General features: G+C 59.2%; 10 protein-coding genes. 3 read left to right on the plus strand and 7 right to left on the minus strand.

Annotated elements, in window-relative coordinates; all coding sequences use genetic code 11:
- The first annotated feature begins 382 nt into the window (after positions 1–382).
- Genes EK16_RS10655 through EK16_RS10665 form a run of 3 tightly spaced genes read left to right on the plus strand, consistent with a single transcriptional unit; the run spans position 383 to position 5,754 of the window.
- On the plus strand, positions 383–2,704 hold the full coding sequence (locus tag EK16_RS10655; RefSeq protein ID WP_038036989.1) for a filamentous hemagglutinin N-terminal domain-containing protein: 2,322 nt from the start codon (positions 383–385) through the stop codon (positions 2,702–2,704).
- Positions 2,705–2,734: 30 nt separating this feature from the next.
- Positions 2,735–4,741 carry a ShlB/FhaC/HecB family hemolysin secretion/activation protein gene (locus tag EK16_RS10660; RefSeq protein ID WP_197059685.1) on the plus strand — a complete coding sequence of 669 codons (2,007 nt, stop codon included), beginning with the start codon at positions 2,735–2,737 and terminating at the stop codon, positions 4,739–4,741.
- A gap of 35 nt (positions 4,742–4,776) precedes the next feature.
- The gene (locus EK16_RS10665; RefSeq protein ID WP_051929270.1) at positions 4,777–5,754 is read left to right on the plus strand and encodes a tetratricopeptide repeat protein; all 978 of its coding nucleotides are present in this window, start codon (positions 4,777–4,779) and stop codon (positions 5,752–5,754) included.
- 115 nt (positions 5,755–5,869) lie between these two features.
- Here the strand turns inward: EK16_RS10665 and EK16_RS10670 are convergent, their stop codons facing one another.
- The 7 genes from EK16_RS10670 to dnaE all read right to left on the minus strand — a co-directional run bounded on the left by EK16_RS10670 (position 5,870) and on the right by dnaE (position 18,661).
- The gene (locus tag EK16_RS10670) at positions 5,870–6,754 is read right to left on the minus strand and encodes a homocysteine S-methyltransferase family protein (RefSeq protein ID WP_197059686.1); all 885 of its coding nucleotides are present in this window, start codon (positions 6,752–6,754) and stop codon (positions 5,870–5,872) included.
- A 348-nt stretch (positions 6,755–7,102) separates the two neighbouring features.
- Positions 7,103–7,471, minus strand: coding sequence for a DUF2147 domain-containing protein (locus EK16_RS10675; protein ID WP_038036993.1), 369 nt, complete (start codon positions 7,469–7,471; stop codon positions 7,103–7,105).
- A 1,186-nt stretch (positions 7,472–8,657) separates the two neighbouring features.
- Positions 8,658–10,790: a sodium-translocating pyrophosphatase gene (locus tag EK16_RS10680; protein ID WP_038036994.1), complete on the minus strand. Its 2,133-nt coding sequence runs from the start codon at positions 10,788–10,790 to the stop codon at positions 8,658–8,660.
- Positions 10,791–11,341: 551 nt separating this feature from the next.
- Entirely contained in the window at positions 11,342–11,830 is a 489-nt protein-coding gene (locus tag EK16_RS10690) for a hypothetical protein (RefSeq protein WP_156098583.1), read from the minus strand.
- 458 nt (positions 11,831–12,288) lie between these two features.
- A complete protein-coding gene (locus EK16_RS10695; RefSeq protein WP_156098584.1) occupies positions 12,289–13,614 on the minus strand; it encodes a hypothetical protein in 1,326 nt (441 codons plus the stop codon).
- Positions 13,615–13,640: 26 nt separating this feature from the next.
- Entirely contained in the window at positions 13,641–14,930 is a 1,290-nt protein-coding gene (locus EK16_RS12340; RefSeq protein ID WP_197059687.1) for a hypothetical protein, read from the minus strand.
- Between the two features lie 242 nt (positions 14,931–15,172).
- A complete protein-coding gene (dnaE, locus tag EK16_RS10705; RefSeq protein WP_038036999.1) occupies positions 15,173–18,661 on the minus strand; it encodes a DNA polymerase III subunit alpha in 3,489 nt (1,162 codons plus the stop codon).
- Between the last annotated feature and the right edge of the window lie 120 nt (positions 18,662–18,781).

An 18,781-nucleotide genomic window follows, 5' to 3' on the forward strand; every position in this document is an offset into this window, starting at 1 on the left:
ATAACTCCACGCGAGAGACAACCATACGTAGCACGTCTTAATACCACCTTTGCGCGATAGTTCAAGATCTACATAATCCCCAGATATGGTTGCGTGTCAGAATGGGGCAGAAAATACAACCATACACACCGATATTGTGCGTATTCCGCAACATATGATATACGTGCGCGCACGTGTTCGAATCCTGGGCGGATTCATGACGTGATGGGGGGAGAGCGACGGTGAAATGGCTGAACAATCCCTGATTGAAAAATTTGCGTGCAGGGTGGTGAGAGACACTCCGGACAACTCCGGTCAAAATGTCTCGTTCCGCGCCATTTCAGGCCCCAGGCTTCGGTCTGGCCGGCTGGCGTGCCTGTTCCTTTCATGCGGACACCTTGCCTTGCTTGCGTGTGCACAGGCATGGGCCGGCTCTGATGCGCCCGTTAGCGCCGCCGATAACCGCACCAAGGTGACCACAGGCCAGAACGGACGCACCACCGTGCAGATCGCGCCTGTGGAAAAAGGCGGTTTGAGCCACAACCGCTACATCCGCTTCGACGTGCCCGCTGCCGGCGTGGACCTGGACAATCGCCAGAGAAAGGCCCGCATCATTCTCAACGAGGTCGTCTCCACAAGACGCAGCCGGCTGAACGGCCCGCTCTCGGTGCTGGGGCAGAAGGCGCACGTCATCATCGCCAATCCGAACGGCATCACTGTCGATGGCGCGTCCTTTCACAACATCGGCGGCCTGGTTCTCGCCACCGGTGCCTGGTCCAGGTCGAAAAATCGCCTGACCATTTCCGGCGGGGATATTCACGTAACCGGACAGGGCCTCGCCGCCAGAATGAGCCAGGTCCACCTGCTCAGCCACAAGCTGCGCATCAACGCGCCCATCACGGCCGGAGAACACAGGAACCTCGTCCTGGAAGCGGGCACAGGCAGCGCCAAAGTCAATGAGCAGATCCCGATTGACAAACCGGAGGGCCTCATCACTTTCACGGCCGATGGTCGCAACGGCGATACCTATCTGGTCACCATCGAGCAGGGGGCGCATCTCAACGGCGGTGCCATTCGCATTGCCGTCAATGCCAGGGGGGCCGGTGTCCGACTCAGCGGTGATGTCATATCCTCGCAAGGAGCCATCACCATTTCGGGCGATGGCGATGTGGACATAAACGATGCACACGTCAAAGCACGGGATCACGTGCGCATCACCGGCAGGGCTGTCTCATTGAGAAGTCTTTCGCGTCAGAGCGAAATCGAATCCACCCAGTCCGGCATCAAGATTGACGCCAGCGGCAACATCACTTCCACCGGCGTTATCTATCGCGCCGCAAGGCGGGCCACAGCGGATTTCGATGCCCCCGGGGCCATAAGCATGCGGGCGGACAGGGGCATATCCATTTCGGCAGGCTCCGGCTTTATTTCACGCATGACCACGAATGAACACGGCATTGATCTCTCCGCTCAGGAGAGCATCGATATCGATGATACGGAAATCGACAGCAAAGGCCGCATACACGTTGGCGCCGGAGAGGGCCTTTCTCTGACAAACGGCACGATGCAATCGACCGCGAATATTCACCTGCTGTCAGAATCCGGAACCATATCCGCCATCGGGCAGGAAATTGTCGCCGATGATTCCGTCTTTCTTTCTGCAAGCGCGCTTAAGGTCCGGAGCAACACTGTTCGCCGAAGCCTGCTCGAAGCCCGTCTGGGCGGCGTGCTTGGAACCTTCACCGGCGATGTCATCAACGACGGCGGCCTGATCCAGGGCACGATCCGCATCCGCGGTTCGGATCAGTCGCAAGGCGGCGTTACGATCATCACCGACGGCAAGCTCATCAATCGCACCCTGGCGGTGGACCGCATCGGCTCCATCTATTCGCAGAAGGAAGCGCTTTATATCAGCGCCAAGGCCGGCATCGAAAACCTCTCAGGACGCCTGCTTTCGGAAGCCGACATCACGCTCGAAACGGAAAACGGCGTGCTCAACGATGCCCGGCGCGAATCCTTTAGGATCAAGCGCAAGACCAAAGGGCTTCCCCGGCTGCTCGGCTCCAACAAGAAAACTTACTTTTATGGCAACCTGCTTGTCGGAAAGGAGATCGGACAAATCAAGGCTGCGGGCGATCTTCACATTCAGGCAAAGACCATGCGCAATGTCGGCAGCGAAATCGCCGCCGGCAACGTGAATTTGGACATTGCCGAAACGGCGCAGAACATTTCGATCGCGCTTGGCAAGACAACCATCAAGCGCCGCTGTTTCCTGATGTTCTGCACCTATCGCGGCTCTTCGCACATCACAACGGAAACCGCCAGCATTTTCGCCACCGGCAAGATCACCATCAAGGCCGGCAAGAGCTGGTATGACTATGGCGGCAGTCTCACCGCCACGCAGGGCATTGAAATTTCCAGCAGGAGCATTCACTTCGAGCCGCTTTACTGGAAGGAATTCTATGCCAGGCCATCGGGGATTTCCGGCCTGTTCATCGGACACTGGGGGCGCCTGTTCACCAACTATCAGGGCAGCCTGCTCAACACGAACAAGGGCGAGATCCGCCTCATCACCGAGGGGGAAACCATCGTTCTTGATGCCGTGGATGTTGACGAAAAGGTGCTGCGCACCATCGGCGGCCCGGTCTCGCTCACGGCGAAACCGAAAGGACTGCGCCGCAAGAACGCCATCCGCATCGACTTCTGGCCTTTCAACACCTTCTGATCAACGGCAATGCATCGCGTCCGGGGGCACATGCAGAAGCGCGCAACACGTGGTCACGCCCGCAAGGGGGCCCGCCCTGCGCGTCTTCTGTTTCTGGGCATGGCGGGATTTGCCGTCTGCGCCTCTATCTCCCTCGTCATAGCGGCGGAGAAGCCCGAAGCGCCAAACTCGACAGAAAAGCCTTCTACCCAGCCCCCCCAGAACACCGCCGCAACATGTTTTCCAATCAGAACCATCAACCTGCGGGGAACGGCTTTGTTGCCGGAAGCCCTGCTGCGCCCGTTTCTCGCGCAGCAGGTCGGTCGCTGCCTGAATGCGCAGGACATGCAGGCTCTGCTCAAGGGCGTGAAGAAAATCTATGCGGAAAACGGATTGCCTGAAGCCCAGGTCATCCTGCCTGATCAGAATGTTGCCGACGGCATCCTCGATCTCGTCGTGATCGAAAGCCCGTCTGCCCAGGCGCTGAAACTTCCCAAAAGACGCATGGCGCGTTCCCTTGTTCGCAAAAAGCGTCGTCCGGTTCCGCCGCCGCCGTCCTGCTGGCACATCCGGCACATCCGGCTGAAAGGCAGCCCCCTGATCCGGAAGCTGAATGTCCGCAAGACCGTGGCGCCCTATGAGGGGCGCTGCCTAAAGCCTGCGGACATCGCAAAGATGACCTCCGCCATCAACGCCCTTTTCGCCGCGCAAGGGTACATCACCACCTACAGCACCCTGCCGCCCCAGAATATCGCCACAGGGACGCTGACCATCAAAATCATCGAAGGGCGGGTGGAAGACATCACCTATACCGAGACCCGGAATGGCAAGAGCCGCCCCGGCCCAAAGCGCAAGATTGCCACAGCCCTGCCCCTCTACAAGGGCGACATCCTGCATATTCGTGCCCTCGAACAGGCGCTGGCCCAGATGAACCGCGCCCCTTCCGCGAACGCCAACGTCAACATCAAGCCGGGCAAGACCGTGGGAGGATCCATCCTGGAATTCACCAACACCATTGGCGATCCATACCGGATTTACGGCGGCATCGTTTATGGTCGCCGGGAAAACTTCCCCTCGAAACTCAGCGGCGAGCTCACCCTGGAGGCCGACAATCTTCTCGATATCAACGATACGCTCACCCTGACCGTATCCACCGGCAACAACAGCAACACCCTTCAGGGAGCCTTTTCCTTTCCCTACAAATATCTGGACTTTTCCCTCTCCGGCCAGTTCACGGAAACCCTGGAACAGATCTCGGAGATCGCCGATTACTACAAGCAGGATGCCAGCATCATGCTGGCCGCGGGATGGCACGTTCTGCGGGCCGGCTGGGTAAATGCGCGGCTGCAGGCGGCTTTGAGTCACAAGTGGGTGAAAAGCTACATCAATGACACCAAGCTCATGCCGCAGAGACTGTCCGTGCTCGGCTTAAGCGCAACCTTCAATGTCTTTCCTGACAAGACCCTTGCCTTGAGCCTCACGCCCGGGATCAATCTCGGCCTGCCCATCCTGCATGCGACGAAGGACGTTGACGATCCAACAGCGCCGAAAAGCAAATTCACCGCCCTTCTCCTGAACGCCTCCCTGGAGGCGCAGGTCACGCCGAACATGCTCTTTTCATCCTATTGGCAGGGCCAGTACGCCTTTCAGCCCCTTTATGCCTCCGAACAGATCACCATGGGCGGCGAATTGACCGTGCGCGGTTTTGACAGCGTGGCCGTTGATGCCGATTCCGCCTTCATCGTTCAAAACGAGCTGCGCTTTTCCCTGCCCGAGACGCTGCTGCCCCGAAACGGATCGCAAGCAAACGAGGTGGAGCGCGAGATCCGCAGCATCCTCACCGGTCTGCGGCCCTATGCTTTCGTGGATTTTGGCTATGCCTATGACAAGGCCAACAAGATGGGCTGGACCATGTTCGGCGCCGGCGCCGGCATCCGGCTCGACTGGAGGCGTATTTCCCTGGATGTCAGCATCGCCCGCGCGCTTCACCGCTCCACACATGTGCAAAAGCCGGCAGATTTCGAGGTCCAGGCCAGGCTGAAAGTCAGGATCTATTGAAGAGCAACACCCCAACAACAAAGGCGCAAAAGACCATGTCTGAAAAACCACACTTTCCAAAGACATCAGACACCAACCGCACCCGGAAAAGGTCCTTCTCCGGGCTGAGCCCAGCCCTGCTGACGATCGGCCTTCTTGCCCTGTTCATCGCGCCGGCCACCCATGCCGCGCCCGACAAGAAGGCCGACCAGCCCTCTGCCACGCAAACGACTGAAAAGACGGCGCCGCAGCCTTCTGCCGAAAAGCAGCTGGAAAAGGCGCTGGCCCTCCTGGACGAAGGAAAGGTGCAGAAAGCCGTACCGCTCCTGCTGCGCGCCGCGCGCACGAACGGGGATGCCGCATTCTATCTGGGCCGATTGCTGGAGCTCGGCCTGTTGCAGGATGCCGCCGGCATGCAAACGGCCGTCGCATTCTATCGCAAGGGGGTGGAACGTGGCAGCGCCCTGGCCATGGACCGGCTCGGCCTGCTCTATCTGACGGGAAACGGCGTGATCCGCGACTATGCGGAAGGCGCCAAACTCGTTTGCAAGGCGGCGGAAAGCGGCGCGGCGAACGCATTGTTTGATTGCGGAATTGTTCTGCTGGAAGGGCGTGGCATCAAGCAGGACAAGAAAAAGGCCCTGGACTATCTGCAAAAGGCTTATGCCAAGGGACATCTGGGGGCGGGCAACCTGTTGGCCGAGCTTTATCTTGGCGGACAGGCCGGCAAGACCGACAAGAAAAAGGCCTTTGAACTCACGCGCAAGGTGGCAGAACGCGGCAACCCGGCGGCCCTCTTCCGCCTCGGACAGATGTATGCGGCAGGCATCGGTACGAAAAAGAACCTGATCAAGGCCTACATGTATCTCAACCTCGCCGCCGCCCGTCAGCAACGAACGGCCGCACAGGCCCTGCAAACTCTCGAGCGGCGCATGCGCAAGCAGGACGTCCTCAAGGCGCAGGCTCTTTCCCGCAACTGGAAGCCCAAAAAGGCTGAAAATCAGCCCCTGAGCAAGCGCCTGACCATCTTCTGATCACGCTGACCCAGAGGGCCGTGAAAACCACTCTGCCATTGCAACAGGCATCGGCCTCTGGGCGGAAAGTGATCGGAATCCATGTCATGGGCGCCGCGTAATTCATGAGGCCTGCCTAGACCCTGGCCACGTCTTCTGCCAGGGGAGCGATGATGTCTGCCCCGGTTCCGGCGGTCATGGCATAGATGCGCGCCCCCTGCCGCCGCCAGCGCTCGGCCTCAACCAGATAGGCCTCCGCATCCAGATCCCCTTGTTGCCAGCGCCCGCGCACACAAGCGCCGTTGCGCAGGGAAACGCCCTGATCCCCTGCCCAGACCATGCGCAGGATCTGCAGGGCATCGGCGATCACCTGCGGGTCCTCGTGCGAGACGATGCAGGCCACCGCCCCCGTGCTCATCAGGGAAGACACCATGTCCTCAAACCGCCAGCGACAGGGCCCGGCGCTGCAGACATGGCCGTCCTCGGCCCGGTCGATGGCAAGCTCCACCCAGACCGGCAGACCGGTGGACACCGCTGCCTCAACCGCGATCAGCCCGCGGCGAATGCCACGGATCCGCTCCATATAGATGAAATCGCAGCCGTGATCCTTGAAAATGGCCGCCTTGCGCCGAAAGAGGATTTCGAGCTCCCGTCCGGAAAGGTCGTCCTCCGGTTCCGCCTCGCTGCGCGCCAGAGCGCCATGGATGGAAAAGCTGCCCGCCAGGGCGATCGGCCGTTCGAAATCCTCCAGAGCCTCGCGCGCCAGCCCGATGGCCCGGCCGTCCATCCGCTCCATATCATCAAGCCGCCCAAGCCCGTGCATGAGAAGCGGCCCGGTGGAATAGCTGTTCACAAGAATGGCATGGGCGCCCGCATGGGCCCAGTCGGCCACCACCTGACGCACCATATCGGGCGCCTCCAGGTTGGCGGGCGATGTCCACAATTGTGCATCGGGCACCACGCCCTTCTCCGCAAGCGCGCTGCCCCAACTGCCGGCAACAATCACCGGCCGGCCCGTCATCAGGCGGTCTTTCACATGGACATACATATGATGATCCTATCCTGCCCCCACGATCGTGACTAGCTGACGAATGCGTCAACATGCTCAACCGCCTGAAAACAGTATGAAAATATCCCTCTTATCTGACCAGAAGTCAGAAGTTGTGAAAGAATTGGCTGCCAACAAATCGAATCGCCCCATTTGTTGATAAAAAGCGAAAGCGAAGAGCTTCGCCATTCACGAAGCCCTTCGCCGTGCTTCATTCATTATATGCAACGCGCCATCGTGGTCATCCGCCAAATAGTAACAAACAAAGGTCACTATCCTGGCGGACACCTTCCAATCCAAGGATGGCATGCCGCGATGTGTTCACTCCACCTTGGTGAACACGCCGGTGGCGCAGGCGCCGTCATCGGTGCAGCCATCCAGCTTCCAGGATTTGTCATCCGGCATCGTCATCTTGGTGTTGTAGACCTTGCCGTTGCCCGGATGCTTGATGCGCCCGACAACCACGCCGTCCTTCTCCTCCAGCTTGGACTGGATCATCTCCATGCCCACATTGCGCGGCCCGGAAATGACCTTGGCGGAAACGCCATACTCACCGCCCTTCGTGACCTCGACCACGTAATCCTGCCATTTCCACTTGCCGAGCATCTTGTTGATGTCCAGCGCCAGAGCCGAGACGCTGGTCATCCCGACGAAAGCAAGGCCGGCCGCCATAGCAAGGATCTTGCGCATGATGGTTCCCTCCTCCTGAACGGTTTCCGACTGCGATTCCGCCTGCAGAATGCGACAAGACGGAGATCGCGGCAATGCGCAGGCCTTTGCCGGGAAGGAAAGATCCGATCACACGATTGGGGCAAACTCAAGAAGACCCGATGCGGACAACCCCTTTCCTCCCCGCGGCAATGCATATGTTATCGTTATGATCGCCTGAGCGCACATCGCCAAATAAATATTAACATATTCAGAAGTGATATTGCAACTCATTATACGCATCAAAAGAAAAGCTATACCTTTCAATCAGAAACACGCCTGTCTTGACCTCATGGATCATACGACACGACGCACACATCGTCATACCGCAGATCAGCCGGAAACCTGAGGCCACAAACGCATGAATTTGCGGCACAAGCCCTCTGCTTCCGCCCAAGCGAGCCCGAGGAGATTCATAAAGCGTGCTGTTGCCGCCAAATCGACCAAGGAAAAAAGGCTTTCCATGAGTTAGGCGTTAGTTGTTTAACTCATTGATAAACAAAAAGAAAACGTCATTGCCGGGCCTTGTCCCGGCAATCCAGAGCCAGGGATGAGGCGGGTCTGGCGGGCGATGGTGCTCACCAACAGGCTTGATTTGCGTCGTATGGATATAAAATGCCGGAACGGGATTGTATCCCGTTCCGGAACATTTTGGCGGGGTTTACAACCCCGCCTAAGGCATGAATGGCGGGGTAATATACCCCGCCGAAACGTTGGGCAAGGATGTACAACATCCTTCCGGCGATGAGTCTTTAACATGGAAGAAGCGTTCCTACCTGCCTTAACCGCATGATTAAACCGCCCCTGGATGCCCGGGACACGCCCGGGCATGACGTAACTAATTGAATTTTTGTATAAAAAATAGTAGACTTTCAAGTTTGGGCAAGGGAGAAAGAATGCCTAGTAAAAGCATCTATGCACAATATGAGTGCTTACATTCCTTATGGTGAAAATCACTCGCTTCGCCTAAAAATTTTATTTGGACACGGATGGGCGAAAACCGGGGTGACAAGATAGAAGGCAGCGGCGTGTCGTGTAGTGGGTTCATAGACTTGGCTACAGCAGCCTGAGCATCATGGTCAAAAAGCGACAGGCCGCGGCACAAATCATGCCGCGGCCTCGTTGCGTGTGTTGTCTTCAGGATCTCGCCGGTGCCACCGTTCGCGCGTCAGTGCGCCAGCGCGGCCAGCAGCAGCAGGGCGACGATGTTGGTGATCTTGATCATCGGGTTCACGGCGGGGCCGGCCGTATCCTTGTAGGGATCGCCCACCGTGTCGCCGGTCACTGCGGCCTTGTGCGCCTCGGAGCCCTTCTTGTGCTCCACGCCGGCCTTGTCCACGAAGCCGTCCTCGATGAGCTTCTTGGCGTTGTCCCAGGCGCCGCCGCCGGTGGTCATGGAAATGGCCACGAACAGGCCGGTCACGATCACGCCGAGCAGCATCGCGCCTAGGGCGGCAAAGGCGTTGGAAGCGCCGCCGATGAAATAGACCACGAAGAACACCACGATCGGCGACAGCACCGGCAGCAATGAGGGGATGATCATCTCCTTGATCGCCGCCTTGGTCAGCATGTCCACGGCGCGGCCATAGTCGGGCTTCTCCTTGCCCTCCATGATGCCGGGCTTTTCGCGAAACTGCCGGCGCACCTCCTCCACCACGGCGCCGCCGGCGCGGCCCACCGCCGTCATGGCGATGCCGCCGAAGAGATAGGGCAGCAGGCCGCCGAAGAGCAGACCGGCCACCACGTAGGGATTGGACAACGAGAAGTCCACCTGCACACCATGCAGCAGAGAGCCTTCAGGCGCGATCTTGGAGAAATACTCAAGATCCGCCGTATAGGCCGCAAACAGCACCAGCGCGCCCAGGCCCGCCGAGCCGATGGCATAGCCCTTGGTCACCGCCTTGGTGGTGTTGCCCACCGCATCCAGCGCATCGGTGGTGTCGCGCACTTCCGGCGGCAGATCGGCCATTTCGGCAATGCCGCCGGCGTTGTCCGTCACCGGGCCGAAGGCGTCCAGCGCCACCACCATGCCCGCCAGCGACAGCATGGTCGTCACCGCAATGGCGATGCCATAAAGCCCGGCGAGAATGTAGGTGAATATGATGCCGAAGATGATCACCAGCGCCGGCAGTGCCGTGGCCTCCAGCGAGATGGCCAGGCCCTGAATGACGTTGGTGCCATGCCCGGTCACCGAGGACTGCGCAATCGAGCGCACCGGCCGGAAGCCCGTGCCCGTGTAGTATTCGGTGATCCAGACGATCAGGCCGGTCACCACCAGACCGATCACGCCGCACCAGAACAGCGCCTGGCCGGTGAAGGTCTTGTCGCCTGCGGTGAAGGTCTCGCTGCCGCCCAGCCAGCCCCAGACGATGATGGCAATGGCAATGAGCGACATCACCGCCGTGGAGACAAAGCCCTTGTACAGGGCGCCCATGATGGAATTGTTGGACCCGAGCTTGACGAAGAACGTGCCGAGAATGGAGGTGATGACGCAGGCCGCCGCGATCAGGAGCGGAAACAGCATCATCTTAACCGCCACCTCGCCGGTGAAATAGATGGAGGCCAGCACCATGGTGGCCACCACCGTCACCACATAGGTCTCGAACAGGTCGGCGGCCATGCCGGCGCAGTCGCCCACGTTATCGCCCACGTTGTCGGCGATGGTGGCCGGGTTGCGCGGATCGTCCTCCGGGATGCCCGCTTCCACCTTGCCCACCAGGTCGCCGCCGACGTCCGCACCCTTGGTGAAGATGCCGCCGCCAAGACGGGCGAAGATGGAGATCAGCGAAGCACCGAAGCCCAGCGCCACCAGCGCGTCGATCACCGTGCGGTCCGTCGGCGCATATCCCAGCGGCCCGGTCAGGATCCAGAAATAGCCGGATACGCCGAGCAGGGCGAGACCGGCCACCAGAAGCCCCGTCACCGCACCGGACTTGAAGGCGATGTCCAGACCGGCGGAGAGTGATTTCGCGGCGGCTGCGGCAACGCGGACGTTGGCCCGCACCGAAACCATCATGCCAATAACGCCCGCCATGCCGGAGAAGATGGCGCCGATGGCGAAACCGATGGCGGCCGTCCACGACAGGAACAGCCCCACGAGAACGAAAACCACCACGCCGACCATGGCGATGGTGGAATACTGCCGCGTCAGATAGGCTGTCGCCCCTTCGCGGATGGCGGCGGCGATCTCCTGCATCCGCGGCGTGCCGGCGTCAGCCGAGAGCACCTGACGGATGCTCCACAATGCGAACAGGATGGAGAGCAGTGCCGCCCCGATGACGATCCACAACGTGCCACTCATGTGTTCAGGCCCTTCTTCCTCTTTCCCCGGAGTGTTTCAAACGCCACGCGCCCGACCGTTTTGAAGGACCGGGCCAGGGCGCGCTTCCCCCGCGCTGCGCCCCGCCTTCGCCTGCCTTGTGCATCAAGGCCCTTGCGGCCGGGCAAGACTGCAGGCCGGGATACGCACACGCAATTCAGGATGCGGGAATTGTGGTCCTTTTCCGGGTTCAGGACACGCTGGCGGCGCACACTAAGGCCTTCTCATGAAGGCTTGAGGTTTTCATTGTGATTATGGTGCTCCGGCGCCGCCTTTTCCCGCCTCCCCGCTTCTTCCGTGGCGGAACATGCCAAAGTTTGAATGTATTGGCAACCGCCATGCGGAAAAGCACAGGAAAGATGAAGAAGAAAAGCGGCACTGCGCTTGACCTTGGTCAAGAGCGGCAAAAATCAGGTTCGCAGCGCCCTGCCCCTCTGAGTGTCTGCGTGCCACAAGTCCGCCATTTGAAGAGCCGTTTGCCAAAGCCGCGGCAGAGCTTAAGAAGACACGTCAAGGCGAATGCCCCGAAATGATCATTCGCCTGTGCTGGGCATCAGCTTCTTAATCTTCTCGGCATAGGCGGAATCGTTCAGAAGCTGTTGCGCCACCTGCTCGTTTTCCTTCGGCGGCTTCATGGCGCGGATCATGCCAACAAGCCGGCGCTTGAGATCCTCCGGCAGATTGGGGTCGCTCTCGATCTCCTGGATACGGCGCTCCACCGCGCCGTTGGCATTGCGTTTGACATAGGAGACGGCAAGCCCCGCAGATACGAAGGCGGCCACCCAGTCCTCGATCGAGGAAAAGCCATAACGTTTAAGCTCCTTCTCGATCTGCCCCCGGATGGCGGAATTTTTCATGGCCTCGATGACCCCCGCCGGCCCGTCGGCCTTTCCTTCAAAATTATAATTCTTGTATTTCTCGCGCAGGAGCAGAAGCACGTCGATGGCGTTCTTCGCCTCCTGCAGCGTCAGCGGCCGCTGATTGAGCACCTTCATCGTATGGCCCCGTGGCGCCGCGCCCATGCGTTGCTGCGCCTGGGCCGGATCCGGGGCCACGGCCAACATCGCAATAAGGGCAGCGCCAGCTATCTTCCACATTGCTCCCTGAACTCCCTGACATGCCGCATCGGGCCGGCAACCTATCCGAAATATGGTCATTTATCCATAGTCCGAACGTCACTTTTCCCCCTGATGCCCAGCCCCCGAGGCATTTTGCCCCATTAGCTTTACGCTAGGTCACATGAAAAACACAACATTTTCACGACAAATTTCAACATGCACGCAAAATGCGCACACGCCACACCTGCAGCAGCTGCTCAATGGAACTTATGGCCTCACTCAAAGCCACCCTCAAACGAATCAATTCGCCGGTGAACGCCCCTCTTCCGATTTCTGCATGGGAATTTCAATTTAATCCGGAGAGTGCGTGAGAAGCAGGAAGCCATGATGTTTTCAGTCCCCGCCTCAAAAATTCGACCGTCTCATGGGGTATTTCGCTCGATTGTAAATCCACCCATCCCATCGGACACGATCCGTGCGGCAGACATGGAATTTTGATCCGCATTCAAAAGATCATTGATAAGAACGTGGACCACTCCAGGGCGTTCTATTCTGGAAAATCCTGCCACCCAGCGCCGAACATTTTCACGATCTGCCGGCATCCATACCAGGCGACGCTTATCGTGTGGCGGAGAAGCGAGGATCTTGTATCGAACAGGAACGAACTGACCATTCAACCAACGCAATTTGCGGAAAATCTGTGGCCGGACGGGATTTTGATCCAAGACTGGCGAAATGATTTCGACAATCCCGTCTCCTTCCACATCGCCCACGACCTCCGGCATGGTTATCCCGGATTCCAGTTCACAGAAGAAAAAAGGATCAGCCTGCATCATGGGAGCCGTTTTCGGCCCTTCCCACAGGACGGAGTTGTCATCATCCTTCACGATCGGACGGTGACAGATCCCGCCGGGAACTGCCTGTGCCGGAACCAGAGCAACAAGCTCCAAACGACCATCCCCATCGAGATCGACTTCGTAAACTGCGCGATAATGTCCACCTTTCCCGATTCTTCCCTGGCCGGAATGCCCTTGGGTTGAATGCGATGAACTTTGCGCAGGTGTTGTTTTGGCGCGCATGTGCCCTCTCAAGGAGTTCCTTTCTTCTGATCGGGCCTGCTCCATGCGGGTGAGATCACGCATGATCCATGTGCGATAAAAAAGCGTTTCGTCAATCAGGCCCTGAGAGAGACGCAACACGGCATGGGTTGGCACGCGCACCTGGGCCATAAGCTGCTTTCCCTTGACGAGGTCCATGCGCACCTCTTGGGTCCAGGGCGCCGAGATACCGGCCAGAACCGCCAGAGTACTCATGGCAATGAAAATGTCGTTACCTTCCAGGCCGGTGATATCCATCCGAATTACGACATCCCGGCCAGTGACCGAGCAGGCCGCATCGCGCAAATTCATCACACCCCTGGCAAACCATTCGATATCTCTCGCGACCCGCGCCGTGCGCGAAAGCCGTTGCGCCCCCTTTTCGGGATGCAGACCAGGCAGCGGGCGTTCAGAACTTGTTCCGGACCTGTCTTGTTCAGTCAGTCCATGGTTTCGCCCTGATTTATTCGTTTTCCTGTCAGATGTCGGTGCAGTGAAATCCAGCCGGATGTGCCCCTGCCCGGTTACGCCACTACTGACCGGATCACCAGCCATCGCAGACGTAATGGACAATAACGCAACAAGAACCGCCATAGCGGCTGTGAAATTAAAAAACGCACAAAGGCGATGATGTCTATGAGCAGAATTCATCGCACACCTCATCATCATTTTTTATATTATTGATGATATTCATCGGTAGCTCTAGCGTTTTCCCTTAAACGATCTGATATATTCTTTATGTAAATAACCCATGATGAACGCTTATTTTTCGTACTTCCTTTTTCATTTCTTCTAACTTTTTTATTTTTGTATTTGCTCACAACATCAACACCCTTGATGACTTTTTGCGCCACATCAACCCCTTTGACACCTTTTCCCACACCACCCGAGGCAAAGTCTTTCACGACATCGAAAGCATTGGCGAAATCGCGCCCTGCTGCATGATTGCGTTCCCATCTTTTCTGATTTGGATTTCCTTTTCCACCCAAGGCGTGATGAAAGGCATCTTTTATTTTAACCCATAACCAGCTTACGCCATTCCAAATCTTCGCATATCTGGGATTGACTACATAATGTTTGCGCCAGGACGGCCTGGAAAACCCGCCTGAATTCTTGTGGCTGTTCTGTCTGGCTGAAACGTCAGGTTTGCCCTTTGCCGGTTCTCCCCAGTATCGACGTGAATATTTTGAAGACCATGTCCTCCCAGCCGATGCCGGCCCTGTATTAGACGGTCGCGATGTGCGCGGTGGTGGCAGGATGATGCCGTTTTTGAGAGACCGCCATACGGTTATGCTGAAACGACGACGGGGAATAAATCCCTTGGGGTTCACCAAGAGCTTGAGTTGAAAATAGCCGCGGGAATCCGTTCGTGTCTCTTCCTTGCGCAGAAAACGCAGATCCCGCGACACAATGCCTTTCACCGGAACGCGCGTAGCCGCCCCTTTGCGTCCCTGCCCTTTCCACAGGACACGCCCGGTAATCTCCGCCATCCTGAATGGTGCTGTCGATGGCCCGAAAATCCGTTTGCGCAACGCTTTCAGATGCGCCGTTTCCGGCAGAAAGAGTATGATTTCATACTGTCCTGCCGCCTTTTTCACGAAAGGGGGCAGAGGCCTTTTGCCATCCTTTCCAGGAGTATGTTGGGTCGACGTGCGTTTACCGGGTTCGTGCCCGGTGCAATCCCAGCGCCGCCCCGTGGCCGTATCGATACATATGGATTGTTCCTTGCATGGCAGCCCGGCCATCACACGGCGCATTTCCGGTGAACACCCGGACCTGATAACGATGATGCGATTTTGTCGTGTAGGTTGCCTGGCTGGATTTATCGGCCTTTTGGGATGGCGGGCCTGATCGTTCGTCTCCCCGCAGTGGCCTCTTTCACCGGTCTTGAGATCGATGCAGATGCCGAAATTCGGCCCGTCATTATTGCCGGCCTGAGCCACATTCAATCCTGTTTCCGGGATCATCCGGAATTGGGCCGGTCTTTCCGGGCTGTCTGTGGAAAGGCCTGTCGAGTACGCAAATCCCGCCCCTCCGATGAGTGTGGGAAGAACCAGGAACAGTCTGGCAAAAAGACGTCTCATGCAAGCCGGCCCATCTGCCACCCTCGTTTTTCACTTTCTCATGATATTTTGCCGGCTGCGTTGATCTGAATCACCATTTGAAACAGGAGATTTCACCGGGATTCCGCGAGCCCGGCCCCCAGCGCTCACAGTTCGCGCACCTCGATGATGCCGGGCAGGGCCTTGAGCGCTGCCTTGATCTGGGGCGAGATCGAGAACTGCTCGCCGAGCAGAATGTCCACCTCGCCCAGGTCCTCATCCATCAGCACAAGCTGCACCGGCGCCTGACCGCCGTTCTTGAGCAGGGCGCGCACATGACGGGCATCCACCGCCTCGCGGGCAAAGATCTTCAGCCCGCGGGTGATGCGACGCGCCTTGCGCTCAAGAGACTCAACCGCGGTGATGCGCAGGCGCACATCCTCCCCGTCCGCCTCGCCCTCCACGGTGACCACCACCGCCGAGCCGGTCTCCAGCAGATCGCGCGCGGCAGAGAGCGTTTCGGAAAAGACCACGGCCTCGTACTGTCCCGTGGGATCGGACAGGCCGACAAAAGCAAAGAGATTGCCGGATTTGGCCCGCCGCTCGCGCTTCATGGTCACACAGCCCGCAAGCCGCGCCGCAAACCGGCCGTCCCGCAACACCTTCTCGCGAAAGATGGCATAGGGCATCACGCCGATGCGCTCCAGCGTCTCCATGTAGTCATCAAGCGGATGGCCGGAGAGATAGAAGCCGACGGCGGAAAACTCCTCCTCCAGCTTCTGCATGCCCGGCCACGGCGGCACATCCGGCAGCGGCAGCTCCTCCTGCGCCGCCTTTCCGCCCCCATCGCCAAGCGCCGCCTCGAACAGGGACACCTGCCCGGTCTCGCGCTCCTCCTTGGCCTTCTGCGCAAGCTCCAGCATGGCATCCACCGCCGCCAGCACCTGCGCGCGATTGGGATTGAGGGAATCGAAGGCACCGGCCCGTGCCATGGCCTCCAGCGCCCGGCGGTTGATGATGTGCGGATCAATGCGCCGGGCGAAATCGGCCAGAGAGGTAAAGGGGCCGCCCAGCTCGCGCACCGCCACCAGATGTTCCACCGCCGCCGTGCCCACGTTCTTCAGGGCAGAGAGCGTATAGACGATGCGCCCGCCCTCCACCTCGAACCGCACCTGCGTGCGGTTGACATCGGGCATGACGATCTCGATGCCCAGCCGCGCCGCCTCGCGGGCAAAGAGGCTGAGCTTCTCGGTGTTGCCCATGTCATAGGTCATGGAGGCGGCAAGGAACTCAACCGGATGATTGGCCTTCAGCCATGCGGTCTGCCAGGCCACCACCGCGTAACAGGCCGCGTGCGACTTGTTGAAGCCGTAAGAAGCGAACTTGGCCACGAGATCGAAAATGGCCTCCGCCTGTGCCCGATCGATGCCGCGTTCCACCGCGCCATCCACGAAACGGGCCTTCTGCCGGTCCATCTCCTCCTTGATCTTCTTGCCCATGGCCCGGCGCAAAAGATCCGCCTCGCCCAGCGAGTAGCCCGAGAGCACCTGGGCGATCTGCATCACCTGCTCCTGATAGACGATGATGCCGTAGGTCTCCTTCAGGATGGGCTCTAGCTTGGGATGGAGATAGTCCGGCTCCTCCAGCCCCTTCTTGACGTTGCAGTATTTGGGGATGTTTTCCATCGGCCCCGGGCGGTAGAGGGCGACGATGGCGATGATGTCCTCGATGCTGTCGGCTTCCATGCGGCGGAGCACATCGCGCATGCCCTGGCTTTCCAGCTGGAACACGCCCACCGTCTCGCCCCGTGCCAGCATGCGATAGGTCTTTTCGTCGTCAAAGCCGATGCCGCGGATGTCGAAATCGGGGATCTTGCGGCGAATGAACTCCACCGCCGTCTGGATCACCGTCAGCGTCTTCAGGCCGAGAAAGTCGAACTTCACCAGCCCCGCCTGCTCCACCCACTTCATGTTGAACTGGGTGACCGGCAGCGGCGAACGCGGATCGCGGTAGAGCGGCACCAGCTCCACAAGCGGCCGGTCACCGATCACCACGCCGGCCGCATGGGTGGAGGCATGGCGATAGAGCCCTTCCAGCTTCTGGCCGATCTGAAGCATGCGCGCCACCACCGGCTCCTCGCGCGCCGCCTCCTGCAGCCTGGGCTCCGCCTCGATCGCCTCGGCCAGTGTCACGTTCTGCCCGGGGCCGGAGGGAATGAGCTTGGAAAGCCGGTCCACCTGGCCATAGGGCATCTGCAACACCCGCCCCACATCACGGCAGACCGCCCGCGCCTGCAGCTTGCCGAAGGTGATGATCTGGGCGACGTTTTCGTGACCGTATTTTTCCTGCACGTAGGCGATCACCTCCTCGCGCCGGTCCTGACAGAAGTCGATGTCGAAATCCGGCATGGAGACGCGCTCCGGATTGAGGAAGCGCTCAAAGAGGAGGTTGAAGCGCAAGGGGTCGAGATCGGTGATGGTCAGCGCATAGGCCACCAGCGAGCCCGCGCCGGAGCCGCGTCCGGGCCCCACGGGAATTCCTTGCGCCTTGGCCCACTTGATGAAGTCGGACACGATGAGGAAATAGCCGGGAAAGCCCATGCGGACGATCACGTCCAGCTCATATTCCAGGCGCTCTTCGTAGTCCTTTTCCGTATAGCCCTGCCAGGGGCCGTATTCCTGCAAGCGGCGTTTCAGTCCCTCCCGGGCCTGCCGGCGCAGCTCCTCGGCCTCGTCTTCGACATGGGCGCCATCCGCCGTGGAATAATGCGGCAGGATGGGCTTGCGCGGCTGCGGGCGATAATGACAGCGCAGCGCAATCTCCACCGTGTTCTCCACCGCCTCGGGCAGATCGGCAAACAGTTCCGCCATCATCTGCGGCGGTTTGAGCCAGTGCTCAGGGGTTACCCGGCGGCGCTCATCCTCGCCCAGAACCGTGCCCTCGGCGATGCACAGCAAAGCATCATGCGCCTCATAGTCCTCCGGATCGGCGAAATAGGCCTCATTCGTCGCCACCAGCGGCAGGTCCATGTCATAGGCCAGCTCAACCAGCCGCGGCTCCACCTGCTTCTCGGCAGCGGTGCCATGCCGCTGCAGTTCCACATAGAGGCGATCGCCAAAAATCTCCTTCAGCGCGGAAAGGCGGGCCCTGGCTTTTTCCGTCTGCCCTTCCCGCAGCACCGTATCGATGACGCCATCCGGACCACCGGTGAGACAGATGAGCCCCTCCGCATGCGCGGCCAGATCCTTCAATGCTACGTGCGGCTCTCCTTCTTCCGCACCTTCGAGAAAGGCCTTAGAGGACAGCTTCATCAGGTTGCCATAGCCCTCCTCGCTCATGGCCAAAAGGGCGATGAAGGGGTGATGCTGCGGATGATGGGCATGCGGCGCGGCAAGGCTCGCCGGAACAGGCCCGCCCTCTTCCGTTGTGGCGTCATCAAAATCGCAGCGCAAGGAACAGCCGATGATCGGCTGCACCCCGGCTTTGGCCATGGTCACGGAAAACTCAAGCGCCCCGAACAGCGCATTGGTATCGGTGATTGCCAGCGCCGGCATCTCATAGCGCAGGGCCAGCTCTTCAAGCTGCTTCATGCGCAGGGCACCCTCGGAGAGGGAATAGGCGCTGTGCACGCGCAGGTGAATGAAAGGTGCATTCATGATGGTTCACGGGGCTCTTGGTTCATGGGGCTCTCATCAGTCGCATCCGAACGGGGCGAACGGCGGGCATCCTTGCCCGCACATAAAGGACTCGCCCGGCCATTTGCGCAGAAATCTACC

It is taken from the genome of Thermopetrobacter sp. TC1 (genome assembly GCF_000746275.1).
Classification (GTDB): domain Bacteria; phylum Pseudomonadota; class Alphaproteobacteria; order Rhizobiales; family Aestuariivirgaceae; genus Thermopetrobacter.